The organism is Escherichia sp. WS33, from assembly GCF_046486385.1.
Classification (GTDB): domain Bacteria; phylum Pseudomonadota; class Gammaproteobacteria; order Enterobacterales; family Enterobacteriaceae; genus ECMA0423.
Genome location: NZ_JBJQLJ010000011.1, coordinates 1 through 19,273, shown reverse-complemented (window position 1 = coordinate 19,273; position 19,273 = coordinate 1). Strand labels below are relative to the sequence as shown.

14 protein-coding genes and 1 pseudogene are annotated in these 19,273 nt (G+C 51.2%); 6 read left to right on the top strand and 9 right to left on the bottom strand.

Annotation, left to right across the window (positions count from 1 at the left end):
* Positions 1-24: 24 nt before the first annotated feature.
* From ACJHXA_RS11135 to iaaA, 7 genes are all read right to left on the bottom strand, one after another.
* Positions 25-1,353 (bottom strand): GGDEF domain-containing protein, encoded by a 1,329-nt coding sequence (locus ACJHXA_RS11135; protein WP_000086910.1) that lies wholly within the window; start codon positions 1,351-1,353, stop codon positions 25-27.
* Positions 1,354-1,360: 7 nt separating this feature from the next.
* Positions 1,361-3,709: an EAL domain-containing protein gene (locus ACJHXA_RS11130; protein ID WP_001349442.1), complete on the bottom strand. Its 2,349-nt coding sequence runs from the start codon at positions 3,707-3,709 to the stop codon at positions 1,361-1,363.
* Between the two features lie 177 nt (positions 3,710-3,886).
* On the bottom strand, positions 3,887-4,798 hold the full coding sequence (gene gsiD, locus ACJHXA_RS11125) for a glutathione ABC transporter permease GsiD (protein ID WP_001236044.1): 912 nt from the start codon (positions 4,796-4,798) through the stop codon (positions 3,887-3,889).
* A 2-nt stretch (positions 4,799-4,800) separates the two neighbouring features.
* Entirely contained in the window at positions 4,801-5,721 is a 921-nt protein-coding gene (gene gsiC, locus ACJHXA_RS11120; protein WP_000936043.1) for a glutathione ABC transporter permease GsiC, read from the bottom strand.
* A 17-nt stretch (positions 5,722-5,738) separates the two neighbouring features.
* A complete protein-coding gene (gene gsiB / locus ACJHXA_RS11115; RefSeq protein ID WP_000090136.1) occupies positions 5,739-7,277 on the bottom strand; it encodes a glutathione ABC transporter substrate-binding protein GsiB in 1,539 nt (512 codons plus the stop codon).
* Between the two features lie 19 nt (positions 7,278-7,296).
* Positions 7,297-9,168 carry a glutathione ABC transporter ATP-binding protein GsiA gene (gene gsiA / locus ACJHXA_RS11110; RefSeq protein WP_103262035.1) on the bottom strand — a complete coding sequence of 624 codons (1,872 nt, stop codon included), beginning with the start codon at positions 9,166-9,168 and terminating at the stop codon, positions 7,297-7,299.
* Positions 9,155-10,120 carry a beta-aspartyl-peptidase gene (iaaA, locus tag ACJHXA_RS11105; protein ID WP_000513775.1) on the bottom strand — a complete coding sequence of 322 codons (966 nt, stop codon included), beginning with the start codon at positions 10,118-10,120 and terminating at the stop codon, positions 9,155-9,157. Before iaaA ends, gsiA begins: the two co-directional genes overlap by 14 nt.
* Before the next feature lie 203 nt (positions 10,121-10,323).
* Here iaaA and moeA point away from each other — a divergent pair, with 203 nt between their 5' ends.
* Together moeA and moeB are read left to right on the top strand one after the other, a co-directional pair.
* Positions 10,324-11,559, top strand: coding sequence for a molybdopterin molybdotransferase MoeA (gene moeA / locus ACJHXA_RS11100; RefSeq protein ID WP_000397381.1), 1,236 nt, complete (start codon positions 10,324-10,326; stop codon positions 11,557-11,559).
* Complete coding sequence (moeB, locus tag ACJHXA_RS11095) at positions 11,559-12,308, top strand: molybdopterin-synthase adenylyltransferase MoeB (RefSeq protein WP_000829261.1); 750 nt, start codon at positions 11,559-11,561, stop codon at positions 12,306-12,308. Before moeA ends, moeB begins: the two co-directional genes overlap by 1 nt.
* Before the next feature lie 178 nt (positions 12,309-12,486).
* Here moeB and fsa read toward each other — a convergent pair whose 3' ends face one another.
* Positions 12,487-13,149, bottom strand: coding sequence for a fructose-6-phosphate aldolase (gene fsa / locus ACJHXA_RS11090; protein ID WP_000424889.1), 663 nt, complete (start codon positions 13,147-13,149; stop codon positions 12,487-12,489).
* Between the two features lie 130 nt (positions 13,150-13,279).
* Between fsa and ACJHXA_RS11085 the strand changes: the two genes are divergently transcribed.
* The 4 genes from ACJHXA_RS11085 to ACJHXA_RS11070 all read left to right on the top strand — a co-directional run bounded on the left by ACJHXA_RS11085 (position 13,280) and on the right by ACJHXA_RS11070 (position 18,995).
* Entirely contained in the window at positions 13,280-14,179 is a 900-nt protein-coding gene (locus ACJHXA_RS11085; protein WP_001295295.1) for a glycyl-radical enzyme activating protein, read from the top strand.
* 5 nt (positions 14,180-14,184) lie between these two features.
* A complete protein-coding gene (locus ACJHXA_RS11080) occupies positions 14,185-16,617 on the top strand; it encodes a glycyl radical protein (protein WP_000209359.1) in 2,433 nt (810 codons plus the stop codon).
* A 145-nt stretch (positions 16,618-16,762) separates the two neighbouring features.
* Positions 16,763-17,578, top strand: a complete 816-nt coding sequence (ybiV, locus tag ACJHXA_RS11075) for a sugar-phosphatase YbiV (protein WP_000114244.1) — start codon at positions 16,763-16,765, stop codon at positions 17,576-17,578.
* Between the two features lie 151 nt (positions 17,579-17,729).
* Positions 17,730-18,995 carry a DUF1479 domain-containing protein gene (locus ACJHXA_RS11070; RefSeq protein ID WP_000168779.1) on the top strand — a complete coding sequence of 422 codons (1,266 nt, stop codon included), beginning with the start codon at positions 17,730-17,732 and terminating at the stop codon, positions 18,993-18,995.
* Positions 18,996-19,043: 48 nt separating this feature from the next.
* Here the strand turns inward: ACJHXA_RS11070 and ACJHXA_RS11065 are convergent.
* Positions 19,044-19,273: pseudogene (locus ACJHXA_RS11065) on the bottom strand (hypothetical protein); the annotation flags it as partial.

Sequence of the window (19,273 nt, the reverse complement as noted above, 5' to 3'; positions counted from 1 at the left end):
ATTTGTCCGGCCTGCGAATAATGATTACTGCCAGCTTATCTGAGCCCTGCCGTTTTTCTTACTCTTATACAGCCGCTCATCCGCCAGCATTTTCAAGCGTTCGACGGTGGTACATTCATTTGAATGCGCTACACCGATACTGGTACTTAAATTAATGCTTCCCACCTGGAAATGAACGATTTCTTTTAGAATCGATAGCAACTCTTCCAGCGTTCCACCCGTATAAATCACCGCAAATTCGTCACCGCCGAAGCGGTAGATTTTACCTTTATCTACCGGGATCTGTGATTTAAGGATTTTCACCACTTTCATCAACACTTCATCGCCCAGCAAATGACCGAAGGTGTCGTTAATGTTTTTGAATTTATCGACGTCAAACAGGCACAAATAACCGCCTTTTTCCGGCAGCGCTTTTAAATCTTCGTCAAAGGATTTTCTGCCCATTGCTTTGGTCAGGTCGTCCAGGAACGCCGAGTTATACATACTGTAGAGTTTTTTGACATCGGCAGCCGAAAAGAAAAGCCCGCCATCCAGTACGCGTTCAAAATGGTTATTAATGATGGCTTCTTTCTCCACAATACCACGATTAATCACTCTGCGTACCAGATAGAGGCAACTGGTACCCGATATCACTGCCACCAATGCGGCAAAGAAAATAATCAATGTACAGACCCGCAAATAAACATCTTTTTTATACGCAAATACGTACAATCCGGTCGGCAAATAGGCGAAGTGCTCCATCGCTTCCGAAACGGTGAAGATGGCGTTTTTAGCATTATATTCATCACCGGTCACCGGTTTACCGTTCTTAAATAGAGAGAACATCAGGTTCTCGCTGTCCATCGCCAGCGATTTTGACAGTAAAGAAAAACGCTCCAGACCAAGCAAAAATATCAGACTACGATTGTGAGTTACCGGATAGAGGTAATAGACGAAGGTTTTACCGTCAAAAGAGATAAACCCTGTATTTTTGACATGTCGATACTTCACAACCTGCATAATATCTGCACAATAATTTTTCTCGAACTCCTTTACCTGAATACATTCGTCACTGGAAATCAGATAAGGACCGACATCGTACAAATAAGAGGGGGAAACCGAGTCGGCGTAAGCTGTGCGCAAACCAACCAACAGCTGTTCCTCCGTGGGATTTAGCGTGTTGATAAGATCAATTGCCACGCTACGCCGATATTCAGCAATATTTGCCACCGCAAAAGCAGTATCAATAACGGACTGTTTCAGGCTATACACCCGTTCCTTTACCATTTGAGTGTAGATCCCGCAGGCAACTGCTGAAATCATGATAAAAATCAGCAGACTGACTGTAAGTACGAACTTATTGATTCTGGACATACGTAAACTACTCTTTTACTAATTTTCCACTTTTATCCCAGGCGGAGAATGGCATGGGTTTCTGGTACAGATACCCCTGAGCCTGAACACATCCTAATTTAATTAATTCGCGCGCAACGTCTTCGCTCTCTACGCCTTCCGCAATCACCGGGATCCGGTTATAGCGTGCCAGATCGAAAATAATGCGCACAATTTTTCCCGCAGTACCGAAAATATCGCCGGTAAATTGCGAGTCCACCTTTATGCTGTCTGGATTAATTTCATAAAAACGTTTCAGGTTTGACAAACCGGTGCCAAAGTCATCAATCGATATCCGTACCCCTTGTTTACGCAGTTGTTCAATATTGAGATAAAAATGTTCATTAATTCGCTCAATCACGGTTTCAGTGATCTCAACACAGAGGCTGTTCGCCTTCAGGCCAGTTTCTTTCATGATGGTGGTAAAACGCTCATGAAAGTGCGGTTCGTTTAACTGCCAGGGCGAAACATTAATATGCAGTAAGAAATCATCCTTCAGCGACGCACGCTGACTAAAATGTCTGAATTCACCCATTGCCGTTTTAATAATCTGATAACCCAGCTCATTGATAAACCCGATATCTTCAGCAATGGTAATGAACTTCAGCGGTGAAATGATCCCCCGCTCCGCAGAAACCCAACGGCACAACGCCTCCGCGCCCAGAATGGCGCGGGTGTTAATATCAACGATCGGTTGATAGACGAGGAATAGTTCGCCAATTTCCATTGCATGGCGAATATTACGCGCAATCCAGATATTCTCTTCTATTTCGTTGAGTTTCGCGTCATCACAGAAAATAAACTCGGAGAACATATGGTCACGGATACTGGAAATCGCCAGTTTCAGTTTTTCTGCGTAACTCCAGGCGTTTTCCCCCTGCAAAGGTTCACAAATGGCAGACTTATGGATGCGCAGATTGCGGTAGCCAAAGCTGCTGTCAAAATCGTTTACCATCGCTATTTTACGGGTAAATGTCTGTACATTTTCCCGACACAGAAGTAAATAGAGATCGGCATTGAATGTCACGATATCGCAGCATTGCGCATATTTCTCGGCAATTCGCTGACACAATTTCCTGACGATTTTATTGCGTTCATCAACACCAAACACCGCTTCCACGGCTTCCAGACCACACAGTTTGATGATCCCCACAGCCAGATACTGATTATTGTTGGACTCAATAATCGCCATATTTTTAATAAAACCGCTTTCCTGATCGTAAGAGATCAGTGAGAGCAATTTATTTGACCGTTCAATTTCGGCATCTTTCATTTCCGCGATCGAATTTTTGATGCTGATAATCTCTTTCGCATCGCCTTCGCGAATTTTCAGAGCCTCGATCTGATCCGTTGAGTCGGGCAAAAACGCCAGCGTATTAACCAGCTCGGTCATTTCAGAAAATTGCCGACGGAACACACGAGTGGTCATGAAATATACCACCAGCAACACGATAATAATGAACGCAAACGGTAGATAAAAAAGTTTATCTGATGCGTTCAATAAATTACCGCCAGGATAATAAAAATAGATTTCGAACAATGCATTATTTGGCACTGCTGATGTCTTTGCAATATACTCCGTATCGACAGAATCAATAATATTATAATTACCTTCGCTATTATAAATAATCAGTTTTTCACGAGCGAGTTGATTCTTGGCAATGATCTCATGACCTTGTTTCAAAAATAGAACTTCATCATTAGCGCTGATTTGATCAAGATACTCGTTCAGATACCGCCAGTTTAAATCGACATGAATTTTATCTACCGCTAACAAATCGTGATCTTTGCCGTTGATACGTAGCGTAAAAGAGATACATTTTTTACCCGGACGATCAAAGCAATTGTATGCCGGATTCCAGCTGTTGTTAGAGTCATCTGAAGCCACCGACCACGGTCGTTTCGATGGGTTAAAATCGGCAAAAATAACCCGCCCTGACTCGTCGACAAGCGGTCCATTTACTTGTTCCTGATGATAAACAACGATTTTATCATTCGCCCTCCGCGAAAAGAGATAATATTTATTATCATCAAGTACCAGTCCCACCGAGTCTAAAAATGGCATCATTTCCATTTTCAGAATCACGGCGCGTTGAATCTCCTCTGTATTTTTTAATAAATACAGTGAGTCCTTTAATGTCAGGGCCGAACGTTCAATATCTTTAAAGAAATAGCCAACGTTTTTCTGAATAAGTTCAAAGCGGCTATCGGCACGTTTTACCGCGCGTTCCGATACCAGTTGATAGTTAATGATGAAAAAAAGACCAATAAATGACAGTGCTGCCAATAAAAATAAAATTATCAGCCTTATCTTTATCTTTTCGTATAAACTCAGCATGTTAATACATTTAACAAAATAACTATCTGAACGCTGTGCCGCTGCAAAAATAGTCCCTTGCTGCGGCTTTTTAACCAAATTACCCGATTCTACAAAATCAGCAGAAAGTTACAACACTTGCTTAGGGCAATAATTGCCTGTGAGGTGATTACCCTTTCAAGCAATATTCAAACGTAACTATCCTTTAATTTTCGGATCCAGCGCATCGCGTAAACCATCGCCCAACAAATTGAACGCCAGTACGGTCAGAAAAATAGCCAGGGCCGGAAAAACAGCGACATGCGGCGCGATAACCATATCCGCTCGTGCCTCATTGAGCATTGCTCCCCACTCTGGTGTCGGCGGCTGCGCACCGAGGCCGAGAAATGACAGGCTGGCGGCAGAGATAATCGAGGTGCCAATGCGCATGGTGAAAAACACCACGATAGACGAGACGGTCCCAGGCAAGATATGACGCAATAAAATGGTCATATCGCTGGCACCAATACTGCGTGCTGACTCAATAAAGGTTTGCTGTTTCAACACCAGCGTGTTGCCGCGCACCAGGCGGGCAAACGCGGGGATGGAAAAAATGGCGACTGCGATAATCACGTTAGCAATGCCGCTTCCCAACACCGCAACAACAGCGATCGCCAGTAAAATACCCGGGAAGGCAAACAGCACATCGCAAATGCGCATGATCAACCGATCCCACCAGCCTTCATAATATCCAGCCAACAAGCCCAGCAACGTCCCGATCGCCGCACCGATAAACACGGCAAACACGCCCGCCGCCAGCGAGATTTGCGCACCAACCAGGACACGGCTGAAAATGTCGCGCCCCAGTGAATCGACGCCAAACCAGTGCTGCAAAGAAGGTCCGTTATTCAGATTGTCATAATCAAAATAATTTTCGGCGTCATAGGGAGCGATCCAGCGTGCAAAAATGGCCACCACAATCAATAAAATAACGAATAATGCGGCGGTCATCGCCATATGCTGACGGCGAAATCGTCGCCAGAATTCATGCCACGGTGTACGCACCTGGTCAGGTTTGACCAGTGGCATGGCGTTTAACACCGCCTGACGTCGCCAGTTAAATAGTCGCATCCTTACTTGTACCTGATAGCCGGGTTAATGGCGGCGTAAAGCACATCCACCACTAAGTTGATAAGAATAAATTCCAGCGAGAAAAGCAGAATTTCCGCCTGAATCACCGGGTAATCGCGCATTTCTACGGAGTCAACGAGTAAGCGTCCAAGTCCGGGCCAGTTGAAAACTTTCTCCACCACGATAGAACCACCGAGCAAAAAGCCAAACTGTAAGCCCATCATGGTCACTACCGGGATCATCGCGTTACGTAGCCCGTGTTTGAGGACAACCCAGGTTTCGCTCACCCCTTTCGCCCTCGCGGTACGCATATAATCTTCGCTTAAAACATCGACAAACGACGCGCGGGTAAAGCGCGCCATCACGGCTGCCACTGCCGCGCCGAGCGTCAGGGAGGGTAAAATGTAGTGCTGCCAACTGTCTGCTCCCACGGTAGGCAGCCAGCCCAGTTCAACGGAGAATACCTGAATTAAAAGCATCCCCAGCGCAAATGCCGGAAACGAGATCCCCGACACCGCAATGGTCATACTCAATCGATCCGGCCAACGATTACGCCAGACGGCGGCGATAATTCCCGCCGCCATACCAAATATCACCGCCCAGACCATACTGGTTATGGTCAGCCACAGCGTTGGCATAAAGCGGCTGGCAATCTCATCGGCAACCGGACGACGCGACACCATCGACAGGCCAAAATCCCCCTGCACAGCATTGCTGATATAGTGCCAGAACTGGTGATACAGCGGCTGATCCAACCCCAGCTGCTGACGCACCAGTTCTATAACCTGCGCATCAGCTTCGGGCCCGGCAATCAATCGCGCCGGATCGCCGGGCAGCATATGCACAAATAAAAACACCAGCACCGAGACGATAAACAGCGTCGGAATCAACCCCAGTAAGCGTTTGATAACGTAATTAAGCATTCCACTCCCTGCGTTGCTTATTGCAAATCCGCGTCTTCAAAGCTGAAGCCGGTGTCTGGCATGATCCAAAAACCGGTCAGGTTTTTACTGTGTGCCGACACCAGTTTTTCTACCACCAGCGGGATCCACGGCGACTCTTGCCAGATGATATCCTGCGCCGCCTTATACAAGCGGGTCTTTTCCGCCGGATCATTAGTTTTCAGTGCCTGAGCCAGGAAGTCGTCCACCTGTTTATTGCTGTAAAATGCGGTATTAAACAGCGTCGGTGGCCAGTTTTGCGAGGCGAACAGTGGCGATAGCGCCCAGTCCGCTTCGCCGGTTGAAGCCGACCAGCCAGTGTAGAACATCCGCACGCCGCTCTCTTTTTGCCCTTTACCTTCAACTTCTGCCGCCCGCTGTCCGGCATCCATCGCGGTCACCTGGGCTTTAATCCCGACCTGCGCTAACTGCTGCTGGGTAAATTGCAGCACTTTCTGCGCGGTGCTGTGGTTATGTGACGACCACAGCGTGGTACTGAAACCGTTGGGATATCCCGCCTCTTTCAGTAATTCGCGCGCTTTCACTGGATCGTAAGGCCACGGTTTATAACTTTGCGCGTAGGCGATACTTGGCGGTACCACACCAGTAGCTGGCGTTGCATAGCCCGCAAAGGCAACTTTCACCAGCGCCGGACGGTTAATGGCGTAATTCAGCGCCTCACGGACCTTCGGGTTATCGAACGGCTTTTGCGTCACGTTCATACTGATATAACGCTGCATAATTGACGGACTGGCCATCAACTCGATATTTTTGTTTTTCTCCAGCAGTGTGGCCTGCTCGTAGGGAATGGGGAAAGCAAACTGCGCTTCACCGGTTTGCAGCATTGCCGCGCGGGTGTTGTTATCCGCCACCGGACGCCAGGTTATGCTGTCCAGTTTGGGCAATCCTGGCTGCCAGTAACCCGCGAATTTTTTCACCTTCACAAAATCGGTCTGATTCCAGGTATCCAGTTCATACGGTCCGGTTCCCACCGGATGAAAACCAATCTCCTTGCCATATTTTTCCAGCGCTGCCGGTGAAATCATCGCGGTCGCCGGATGGGCAAGAATATTAATAAACGCTGAGAACGGCTGTTTGAGGGTAATCTTTACTGTTGTTGGATCGATCGCCTCCGTTTTGGCAATATTCTTATACAGGTTATAGCGTTTAAGATGATTCGCCGGATCGCTGGCCCGGTCCAGATTCGCTTTCACCGCCGCGGCGTTGAAATCGGTGCCATCCTGGAATTTAATGCCTTCCCGCAATTTCACGGTGTAAGTAATGCCGTCATCGGAAACGGTATAACTCTCCGCCAGCACGTTTTTCAGTTTCATCTCTTTATCCAGACCGAACAGCCCCTGGTAAAACGATTTCGCTACGGCCTGAGATAACGTGTCATTCGCGTCATACGGATCGAGCGTGGTGAAATTCGATCCTACCGCCACCACCACATCTTTGGCAGCGAATGCACAAGATGCCATCAACGCTGTCGCAATGCCCAGCGCCACTAACCCACTACGGTGTACAGCTCTTGCCATTTTATTCTCCGCCTGAATGTTATCTACGCATGAATGCGTATTCTGATTGTGGTTGTGCGACGTAATGCCCCGGCCCGACGCATTGCAACGAGACGGCTGCCACCTCTTCGCCACGCAGATGAATATTGCTGGGAAGATCGTCCGACAGCAGTACACGCTGCGGTCGTTGTCGGGACGGTTCAGCGACCGGAACTGCCGCCAGTAATTTACGCGTATAAGGATGCTGCGGGTTTTCGAAGACCGCGCGCCGTGGACCAATTTCAACAATTTGCCCGAGATACATCACCGCCACACGATGACTAATCCGCTCTACCACGGCCATATCGTGGGAGATAAACAGATACGCAATGCCGAAATCACGCTGGAGATCGAGCAACAAGTTGATAATCTGCCCGCGAATAGAAACATCCAGCGCCGAGACGGCTTCGTCGGCAATGATCACTTTCGGATTCAATGCCAACGCGCGAGCAATGCAGATGCGCTGGCGCTGACCGCCGGAAAACTCATGCGGGTAACGCCAGGCATGTTCAGGTAACAGGCCCACGCGCTCCAGCAACCACGCAACGCGTGCAGCCGCTTCTTTACCTGGCAATAAACCGTGTACACGCAGCGGTTCGATAATCGAATCACCGATGGTCTGACGTGGGTCCAGCGAAGCGTAAGGGTCCTGAAAAATAAACTGAATATCCCGGCGCAATGCCTGAAGTTTGCCGGGTGACAAGGTATCGATTCTCTGACCGTTAAAGATAATTTCGCCGCCCTGCGATTCGACCAGGCGCAGCAACGCCCGCCCGGTAGTGGATTTACCGCTGCCAGACTCGCCCACCAGCGATAGCGTTTCGCCAGGCCAGAGATCAAAACTGACTTTCTCAACGGCATGCACTTCCCGCGTTACGCGATTCAACAAACCGCTGCGCAAAGGGAAACGGGTGACAAGATTACGCACTCGTAAAACAGGTTCGCCATCCACCACCGTTTTCTGCTCGATGGGGGGGGCCTGTTTCGCTGGATGTTCAAGCGATATCAACGGGAAACGTCGGGGATAATCTAACCCTTTCATCGCACCAAGTTGCGGAACAGCAGCTAACAGCGCACGGGTGTAAGGATGTTGCGGTGCATGAAAAATCTGTTCGACGGTACCCGTTTCCACCGCCTCGCCCTGATACATCACCAGTACCCGATCGGCAATCTCTGCCACCACGCCCATATCGTGAGTGATAAAGATAACGCCCATCGACATCTCTTTTTGCAATACTTTGATTAATTGCAGGATCTGCGCCTGAATAGTGACATCCAGCGCGGTGGTTGGCTCATCGGCAATCAGCACCGCCGGGCGGCATGACAGCGCCATCGCAATCATCACTCGCTGGCGCATCCCGCCAGAGAGTTGATGCGGATAACGTGAAAGAATGGTTTGTGCCTCAGGAATGCGTACCTGATCCAGCATCCGCTTCGCCTCGACCATCGCTTCTTCACGACTGGCGTTCTGATGCAGACGAATTGATTCGGCAATCTGTTCACCCACAGTAAATACCGGGTTCAGCGATGTCATCGGTTCCTGAAATATCATCGCCATATCCGCACCGCGAACATGGCGCATTTGTGCAGCGCTCTGCTCGCTAAGTTCAATCACTTCGCGACTGCGCCGCTGCAACAGCATTTTATCGCACTGTACTAAACCGCCCGCCTGTTTCAACAGGCGCATCAATGCCAACGCAGTCACTGACTTACCGGAGCCGGATTCGCCAACAATTGCCAGCGTCTCACCGCGTTGCAGACTAAAAGAGAGATTGCGGACCGCAGCTATTTTCTGCTGGTCCTGCATAAAGGCAATATTCAGATTTTCAACCGCCAGCACATTACCGGCATCAAGTTCATCACTGTGTGGCAACGGTGTCCCCTTTTTCACGGTAGATACCGGTGGTTGGCGTATCGCCTGCGTAGCCCCAGGCGCGATACATTCCTTCGGTGTTAAACGGTAGCGCGACATTCCCTTCATGGTCGATAGCGATTAAGCCACCGCTACCTCCAAGCGCAGGGAGTTTTTCCATTACTACCCGCTCGCAGGCTTCCGCGAGACTTAATCCGCCGTAATCCATTAACGCGGCGATGTCATATGCCGCCAGCGCGCGGATGAAGACTTCGCCCGTGCCGGTACAAGAAACCGCCACACTGGCGTTATTGGCGTAGCATCCGGCACCCACTAAGGGACTATCGCCAACTCGTCCGGGTAATTTATTGGTCATTCCGCCTGTGGACGTGGCTGCCGCCAAATTGCCGTCTAAATCCAACGCCACGGCCCCCACGGTGCCCATTTTCTGTTTTTCATCCAGTGGCGCACCGCTATGGTCGAGGACGGTTGCCCCTTCCTTGCGCGCTGCCAGTAGTTGTTCATAACGCAAAGGCGTGGAGAAAATCTCCGGCGAGACGCGCTCCATGCCACGAGCAAACGCAAAATTTTCTGCCCCTTCGCCAATCATCATCACATGCGGGCTTTGCTCCATCACCAGCCGGGCGGCAAGAACCGGATTACGCAGATGACTAACGCCCGCCACCGCACCGGCTTTCAGGGTGTTACCATCCATCACACAGGCGTCCAGTTCATGGGTTTCATCACGCGTAAAGACAGCGCCAATTCCGGCGTTAAACAGTGGACACTCTTCCAGCAGACGCACCGCTTCCGTCACCACATCCAGCGCACTTTCGCCCGCTTCCAGCATTTTCTGCCCGGTTTCAACAATGGCAGACAACGCCTCAATGTAGCGTAATTCCTGTTGCAGACTCATCTGCGCGCGGCTAATTGCACCTGCGCCACCATGAATTGCAATGACTGCTTTGCCCATAGTATTCGTCCATTAAGGGTGGCTCGCCACTTTTGCTATAAATATCAGAATTTTTATGAATTACTCATTCAATTTTTGAATATAGAAAGATGGATATGGCATGTAAAGGCAGGAGCCAACGCTACGCCCGAGGTGGCATACAGTCTGTGGCGTTTTTCTGACATAATAGGCAAATTCGATTTTGCCTCCGCAGGAGTGTTTTCATGGAATTTACCACCGGATTGATGTCGCTCGACACCGCGCTTAATGAGATGCTTTCTCGCGTCACCCCACTGACCGCCCAGGAAACGCTGCCACTGGTACAGTGTTTTGGTCGTATTCTGGCGAGCGATGTCGTTTCGCCGCTTGATGTTCCGGGGTTTGATAACTCCGCAATGGACGGCTACGCGGTGCGTTTAGCCGATATTGCCTCCAGGCAACCGCTGCCCGTTGCCGGTAAATCCTTTGCCGGTCAGCCGTACCATGGTGAATGGCCTGCGGGTACCTGCATTCGTATTATGACCGGTGCGCCGGTGCCGGAAGGCTGCGAAGCAGTGGTGATGCAGGAGCAGACTGAACAAACGGACAATGGCGTGCGTTTTACTGCTGAAGTGCGTAGCGGGCAAAATATTCGCCGTCGCGGTGAAGATATCTCTGCAGGTGCGGTTGTTTTCCCGGCGGGAACTCGCCTGACTACCGCTGAACTGCCAGTGATTGCTTCACTGGGGATTGCCGAAGTTCCGGTGATTCGTAAAGTGCGTGTAGCGCTTTTTTCTACCGGTGATGAACTCCAGTTGCCCGGTCAGCCACTGGGCGATGGCCAAATCTACGATACCAACCGTCTCGCCGTACACCTGATGTTAGAACAGTTGGGATGCGAGGTAATCAACTTAGGGATTATCCGCGACGATCCACATGCCCTGCGCGCCGCATTTATTGAAGCCGACAGCCAGGCGGATGTGGTGATCAGTTCCGGCGGTGTTTCAGTGGGTGAAGCGGATTACACCAAAACCATTCTTGAAGAGCTGGGGGAGATCGCCTTCTGGAAGCTGGCGATTAAACCGGGTAAACCGTTCGCGTTCGGTAAACTTTCTAATAGCTGGTTCTGCGGCCTGCCGGGCAACCCGGTTTCAGCGACGCTGACCTTCTATCAACTGGTACAGCCTTTGCTGGCAAAACTAAGCGGCAACACCGCCAGCGGCCTGCCCGCGCGCCAGCGCGTACGCACAGCGTCCCGCCTGAAAAAAACGCCAGGACGTCTTGATTTCCAGCGCGGCGTGCTGCAACGCAACGCCGACGGTGAACTTGAAGTGACGACCACCGGACATCAGGGTTCACATATATTTAGCTCCTTTAGTCTCGGCAACTGCTTTATCGTGCTGGAACGCGATCGCGGCAATGTGGACGTGGGCGAATGGGTGGAAGTAGAACCGTTTAACGCGTTGTTCGGAGGCCTGTAATGGCGGAACTCAGCGATCAGGAGATGCTGCGCTACAACCGGCAAATCATTCTGCGCGGTTTTGATTTTGACGGTCAGGAGGCGCTAAAAGATTCTCGTGTGCTGGTAGTCGGCCTCGGTGGACTCGGCTGCGCAGCTTCGCAGTATCTGGCAAGCGCCGGTGTCGGCAACCTGACGCTGCTCGACTTCGACACGGTTTCGCTCTCGAATCTGCAACGCCAGACACTGCACAGTGATGCCACGGTCGGGCAACCGAAGGTGGAATCCGCCCGTTACGCCCTGACGCGGATCAACCCACATATCGCGATTACGCCAGTCAATGCACTGCTAGATGACGCAGAACTTGCAGCATTGATTGCTGAACACGATCTGGTGCTCGACTGTACGGATAACGTTGCGGTACGTAATCAACTGAACGCAGGCTGTTTTGCCGCGAAGGTGCCGCTGGTTTCCGGCGCGGCAATTCGTATGGAAGGGCAAATCACGGTCTTCACTTATCAGGACGGCGAACCGTGCTATCGCTGCCTTAGCCGTTTGTTTGGCGAGAACGCATTAACCTGCGTAGAAGCAGGCGTGATGGCACCGTTGATCGGCGTAATTGGTTCGTTGCAGGCAATGGAAGCGATCAAACTGCTGGCAGGTTATGGCAAACCGGCCAGCGGGAAAATCGTCATGTACGATGCGATGACCTGTCAGTTTCGCGAAATGAAACTGATGCGCAATCCGGGGTGTGAGGTGTGCGGGCAGTAATTGCCACCTCCAGGCCTGATAAGACGCGACAAGCGTCGCATCAGGCATTTGCTCCAGACGCCAGATGCGGCGTGAACGCCTTATCTGGCCTACGGTTCGGGCACAGATTTCCAAGCGCGGCAGGCATCGGTGCACTCCGCCACGTCATCAGCAATTTATGAGGATGCAGAACGTCCGGTTAAATCGACGTTCTGCCAAACGCTCCCAGCCAGTCCTGTTCAAACTTCGCCACAGCGGCATCAACCGCCGGATAGCTAATCATCTGTTGTGCCACATCCAGTGGCAGCGTAATTGATTCACATCCTGCCAGTAAGCAGTCCAGCGCCTGACGCGGGGTTTTGAAACTCGCTGCCAGCACTTTCGCCTGCGGCGCATGCATTTTCAATAACTGGTGTAAGTCGGTCACAGCCTGAATGCCGCTACCGCCCTGAGCATCAATACGATTAACGTAAGGCGCAACATATTCCGCACCTGCCAGCGCCGACAGCAGCCCTTGTGCTGCGCCATATACCGCGGTTCCCAGCGTTGGAATCCCTTCCGCTTTTAACATCTTAATAGCTGCCAGCCCCTCGGCGGTCACCGGAACTTTCACCACGATATCCGCAATAATAGAACGCAATTTACGTGCGTCATTCACCATCCCTTCAGCAGTGGTAGCCATTACCTGGGCAAACAGACGCCCCTGACCGCCCATCGCTTCATGAAGTTGCGGAAGCACAACATCCAGCGGTTTTTTACCCGCGGCGATAATGCTTGGGTTAGTGGTCACACCCGCCAGCGGAAAAATACGTGACAGCGCCTTCACCGCAACAACGTCTGAAGTATCCAGATACAGTTCCATAACCATCCTCAAAATGTACTTTTTGTCTGAATGTAGACTATCACGGGAAAACTCTCTGAACAGTTGACGCACATCAATCTAACTTTCATTCGAAAGTATTTTAATGTTTGAACGAAACAGAGAGGCAACTATGATTTTCAATATTCAGCGCTACTCGACCCATGATGGCCCCGGTATCCGCACGGTCGTATTTCTTAAAGGCTGTTCGCTGGGCTGCCGCTGGTGTCAGAACCCGGAAAGCCGCGCCCGCACGCAGGATCTGCTGTATGACGCACGACTGTGTCTGGAAGGCTGCGAGCTGTGCGCTAAGGCCGCGCCGGAAGTGATTGAGCGCGCGCTGAATGGTTTGCTTATTCATCGGGAAAAGTTAACCCCGGAGCATCTGACGGCGTTAACCGACTGCTGTCCGACACAGGCATTAACCGTGTGTGGTGAAGTGAAAAGCGTTGAGGAGATCATGACGACCGTTCTGCGCGATAAACCGTTTTATGATCGCAGCGGCGGCGGTTTAACGCTTTCGGGTGGTGAACCCTTTATGCAGCCGGAAATGGCGATGGCGCTACTGCAAGCCAGCCACGAGGCCGGCATTCATACTGCGGTAGAAACCTGTCTGCATGTGCCGTGGAAATATATCGCCCCTTCTCTGCCCTATATCGATCTGTTTCTTGCCGATTTAAAACACGTTGCCGACGCGCCGTTTAAACAGTGGACCGACGGTAACGCCGCCAGGGTGCTGGATAACCTGAAAAAACTCGCCGCAGCGGGCAAAAAAATCATTATCCGCGTGCCGCTGATTCAGGGCTTTAATGCCGACGAAACCTCTGTAAAAGCCATTACCGATTTTGCCGCCGACGAGCTGCACGTTGGCGAAATTCATTTTCTGCCCTACCACACGCTGGGCATCAACAAATATCACTTACTTAATCTGCCCTATGACGCCCCGGAAAAACCGCTTGATGCGCCAGAACTGCTCGACTTTGCCCAGCAGTATGCCTGCCAGAAAGGGTTAACCGCGACCTTACGAGGATAACAACCATGACCACACTGAAACTGGACACGCTCAGCGACCGCATTAAAGCGCACAAAAATGCGCTGGTGCATATTGTGAAACCGCCAGTCTGTACCGAGCGCGCGCAGCACTATACCGAGATGTATCAACAACATCTCGATAAGCCGATCCCGGTACGTCGCGCGCTGGCACTGGCGCATCACCTGGCGAATCGCACCATCTGGATCAAACACGATGAGTTGATCATTGGCAACCAGGCAAGCGAAGTTCGCGCCGCGCCGATCTTCCCGGAATATACTGTCTCGTGGATCGAAAAAGAGATTGATGATCTGGCAGATCGTCCCGGTGCTGGCTTTGCGGTGAGCGAAGAGAACAAACGCGTTCTGCATGAAGTGTGCCCGTGGTGGCGCGGTCAGACCGTACAGGATCGCTGCTACGGCATGTTTACCGATGAGCAAAAAGGTCTGCTGGCGACCGGAATCATTAAAGCGGAAGGCAATATGACCTCCGGCGATGCGCACCTGGCGGTGAATTTCCCGCTGCTGCTGGAAAAAGGTCTTGATGGTCTGCGTGAGAAAGTAGCGGAACGTCGCTCGCGCATCAATCTGACGGTGCTGGAAGATTTACATGGCGAACAATTCCTGAAAGCGATTGATATCGTGCTGGTGGCAGTCAGTGAACACATTGAACGTTTCGCTGCCCTGGCGCGTGAAATGGCTGCTACCGAAACTCGCGAAAGCCGTCGCGATGAACTGCTGACGATGGCAGAAAACTGCGATCTTATCGCCCACCAGCCGCCGCAGACTTTCTGGCAGGCGCTGCAACTGTGTTACTTCATCCAATTGATTTTGCAGATCGAATCTAACGGTCACTCGGTATCGTTTGGTCGTATGGACCAGTATCTCTACCCGTACTATCGCCGCGACGTTGAACTCAACCAGACGCTGGATCGCGAACACGCCATCGAGATGCTACATAGCTGCTGGCTGAAACTGCTGGAAGTGAACAAGATCCGCTCCGGCTCACACTCAAAAGCCTCTGCGGGAAGTCCGCTGTATCAGAACGTTACCATTGGCGGACAAAATCTGGTTGATGGTCAACCAATGGATGCAGTGAATCCCCTCTCTTACGCGATCCTCGAATCCTGCGGTCGCCTGCGTTCCACTCAGCCTAACCTCAGCGTGCGTTACCATGCAGGAATGAGTAATGATTTCCTCGACGCCTGCGTACAGGTGATCCGTTGCGGCTTCGGGATGCCGGCGTTCAACAACGACGAAATCGTGATCCCGGAATTTATTAAACTCGGTATTGAACCGCAGGACGCTTACGACTACGCAGCGATTGGTTGTATCGAAACCGCCGTCGGTGGCAAATGGGGCTATCGCTGTACCGGCATGAGCTTTATCAACTTCGCCCGCGTGATGCTGGCGGCGCTGGAAGGCGGGCGTGATGCCACCAGCGGCAAAGTGTTCCTGCCACAAGAAAAAGCGTTGTCGGCAGGCAACTTTAACAATTTCGATGAAGTAATGGACGCGTGGGATACGCAAATCCGTTATTACACGCGTAAATCAATCGAAATCGAATATGTCGTCGACACCATGCTGGAAGAGAACGTGCACGATATTCTCTGCTCGGCGCTGGTGGATGACTGTATTGAGCGAGCGAAAAGTATCAAGCAAGGCGGCGCGAAATATGACTGGGTTTCTGGCCTGCAGGTTGGCATTGCCAACCTCGGCAACAGCCTGGCGGCAGTGAAGAAACTGGTATTTGAACAGGGCGCGATTGGTCAGCAACAGCTGGCTGCCGCACTGGCGGATGACTTCGATGGCCTGACTCATGAGCAACTGCGTCAGCGGCTGATTAACGGTGCGCCGAAGTACGGCAACGACGATGATACTGTCGATACGCTGCTGGCTCGCGCTTATCAGACCTATATCGACGAACTGAAACAGTACCATAATCCGCGCTACGGTCGTGGTCCGGTTGGCGGCAACTATTACGCGGGTACGTCATCTATCTCCGCTAACGTACCGTTTGGCGCGCAAACTATGGCAACGCCGGACGGGCGTAAAGCCCACACCCCGCTGGCAGAAGGCGCTAGTCCGGCCTCTGGTACTGACCATCTCGGCCCTACTGCGGTCATTGGCTCGGTGGGTAAACTGCCTACGGCAGCGATTCTCGGCGGCGTGTTGCTCAACCAGAAACTGAATCCGGCAACGCTGGAGAACGAATCTGACAAGCAGAAGCTGATGATCCTGCTGCGCACCTTCTTCGAGGTGCATAAAGGCTGGCATATTCAGTACAACATCGTTTCCCGCGAAACGCTGCTGGAGGCGAAAAAACATCCGGATCAGTACCGCGATCTGGTAGTGCGTGTCGCGGGTTATTCCGCCTTCTTCACCGCGCTCTCTCCAGACGCTCAGGACGATATCATCGCTCGTACTGAACATATGCTGTAATCTCTTCGGCCCGGCTGCGGCGTCGCCGGGCTAAATCATTCACATCATCAATTTCATCCTTACTTTCATTCGAAATATAATTTGTGCTCTGCGTCACATTGTTATTACACTGTTACGGTTTCATTTTCGAGCCAGGAGCACACCTATGAGCGTAAAAGTTATCGTCACAGACATGGACGGTACTTTTCTTAACGACGCCAAAACGTACAACCAACCACGTTTTATGGCGCAATATCAGGAACTGAAAAAGCGCGGCATTGAGTTCGTTGTCGCCAGCGGTAATCAGTATTACCAGCTTATTTCGTTCTTTCCTGAGCTAAAGGATGAGATCTCTTTTGTCGCGGAAAACGGCGCACTGGTTTACGAACATGGCAAGCAACTGTTCCACGGCGAACTGACCCGACATGAATCGCGGATTGTTATTGGCGAGTTGCTAAAAGATAAGCAACTCAATTTTGTCGCCTGCGGTCTGCAAAGTGCATATGTCAGCGAAAATGCCCCCGAAGCATTTGTCGCACTGATGGCAAAACACTACCATCGCCTGAAAGCTGTAAAAGATTATCAGGAGATTGACGACGTACTGTTCAAGTTTTCGCTCAACCTGCCAGATGAACAAATCCCGTTAGTGATCGACAAACTGCACATAGCGCTCGATGGCATTATGAAACCCGTCACCAGTGGTTTTGGCTTTATCGACCTGATTATTCCCGGTCTACATAAAGCAAACGGTATTTCGCGGTTACTGAAACGCTGGGATCTGTCACCGCAAAATGTGGTAGCGATTGGCGACAGCGGTAACGATGCGGAGATGCTGAAAATGGCGCGTTATTCCTTTGCGATGGGCAATGCTGCGGAAAACATTAAACAAATCGCCCGTTACGCTACCGATGATAATAATCATGAAGGCGCGCTGAATGTGATTCAGGCGGTGCTGGATAACACATCCCCTTTTAACAGCTGACCTCTCTACCGGAGCCGTGCGCTCCGGTTTTCCCTTCTTTTTACATCCTGTACATCACATCAAATCATTAAACTTGCATTAACTTATTTATAACTTATATTGTCACATGCAAATCAGAATGGTTTCGAATGAAAGTTAATGAGAGGTGGTTATGGCTTCTACTTTTACCAGCGACACATTGCCTGCCGATCACAAAGCAGCTATCCGTCAGATGAAGCACGCGCTGCGGGCGCAGCTTGGCGACGTCCAGCAGATCTTTAATCAGCTAAGCGATGACATTGCCACGCGAGTGGCTGAAATCAACGCACTCAAAGCACAGGGCGATGCCGTCTGGCCGGTGCTGTCTTATGCCGATATCAAAGCAGGTCATGTTACTGCAGATCAGCGCGAACAGATTAAACGTCGCGGTTGTGCGGTGATAAAAGGCCATTTCCCCCGCGAACAAGCGCTAGGCTGGGATCAGTCGATGCTGGACTATCTGGACCGCAACCGCTTTGACGAGGTCTACAAAGGCCCCGGCGATAATTTCTTCGGGACGCTCAGCGCTTCACGTCCCGAGATTTACCCCATCTACTGGTCGCAGGCGCAAATGCAGGCCCGCCAGAGTGAAGAAATGGCGAATGCGCAGTCGTTTCTCAATCGTCTGTGGACATTTGAAAGTGATGGAAAGCAATGGTTTAACCCGGATGTGAGCGTCATCTACCCTGACCGTATCCGCCGCCGTCCGCCCGGAACGACCTCCAAAGGTCTTGGAGCGCATACCGACTCCGGGGCGCTGGAACGCTGGCTGCTTCCAGCGTATCAGCGCGTTTTCGCCAACGTCTTTAATGGCAATCTGGCGCAATATGATCCCTGGCATGCGGCACATCGTACGGAAGTTGAAGAGTACACGGTGGACAACACCACCAAATGTTCCGTGTTTCGGACATTCCAGGGCTGGACAGCGCTCTCTGATATGCTGCCTGGTCAGGGGCTGCTGCACGTCGTGCCCATTCCTGAAGCCATGGCGTACGTACTGTTACGTCCGCTGCTTGATGATGTGCCGGAGGATGAACTGTGCGGCGTAGCGCCCGGAAGAGTATTGCCGGTATCAGAGCAATGGCATCCACTGTTGATTGAGGCGTTAACCAGCATTCCAAAACTCGAAGCCGGAGACTCCGTCTGGTGGCACTGCGACGTCATCCATTCCGTTGCCCCCGTTGAAAATCAACAGGGCTGGGGCAACGTGATGTACATTCCTGCGGCACCGATGTGCGAGAAAAATCTTGCCTACGCGCACAAGGTGAAGGCCGCACTGGAAAAAGGCGCATCGCCGGGCGACTTCCCGCGCGAGGACTATGAAACAAACTGGGAAGGACGCTTTACGCTTGCCGACCTCAACATTCACGGTAAGCGAGCGTTGGGCATGGATGTTTGAGAGTTAATGGAAGTGAATTGATGTGGGATTAAGAAAATCGATTCGACGTTACTCAGATTGCTGACAAGTGCGCTTTCTTAATGCCTGATGCGGCATTAACGCCTTATCCAGCCTACAAAATTGTGCAAAATCAATGGATTGCACAGCTAGCGTAGATACTGTTATGGCCTGCAAGTTTTTTCCTGGTCCGGTTTCCCGGATTGCAGGCATGCCAGACACAGCGCCGTCAGGCGCTGTTTTTTTCATCCCTTCCGCGATTTTTACGCCGCTACCGGATT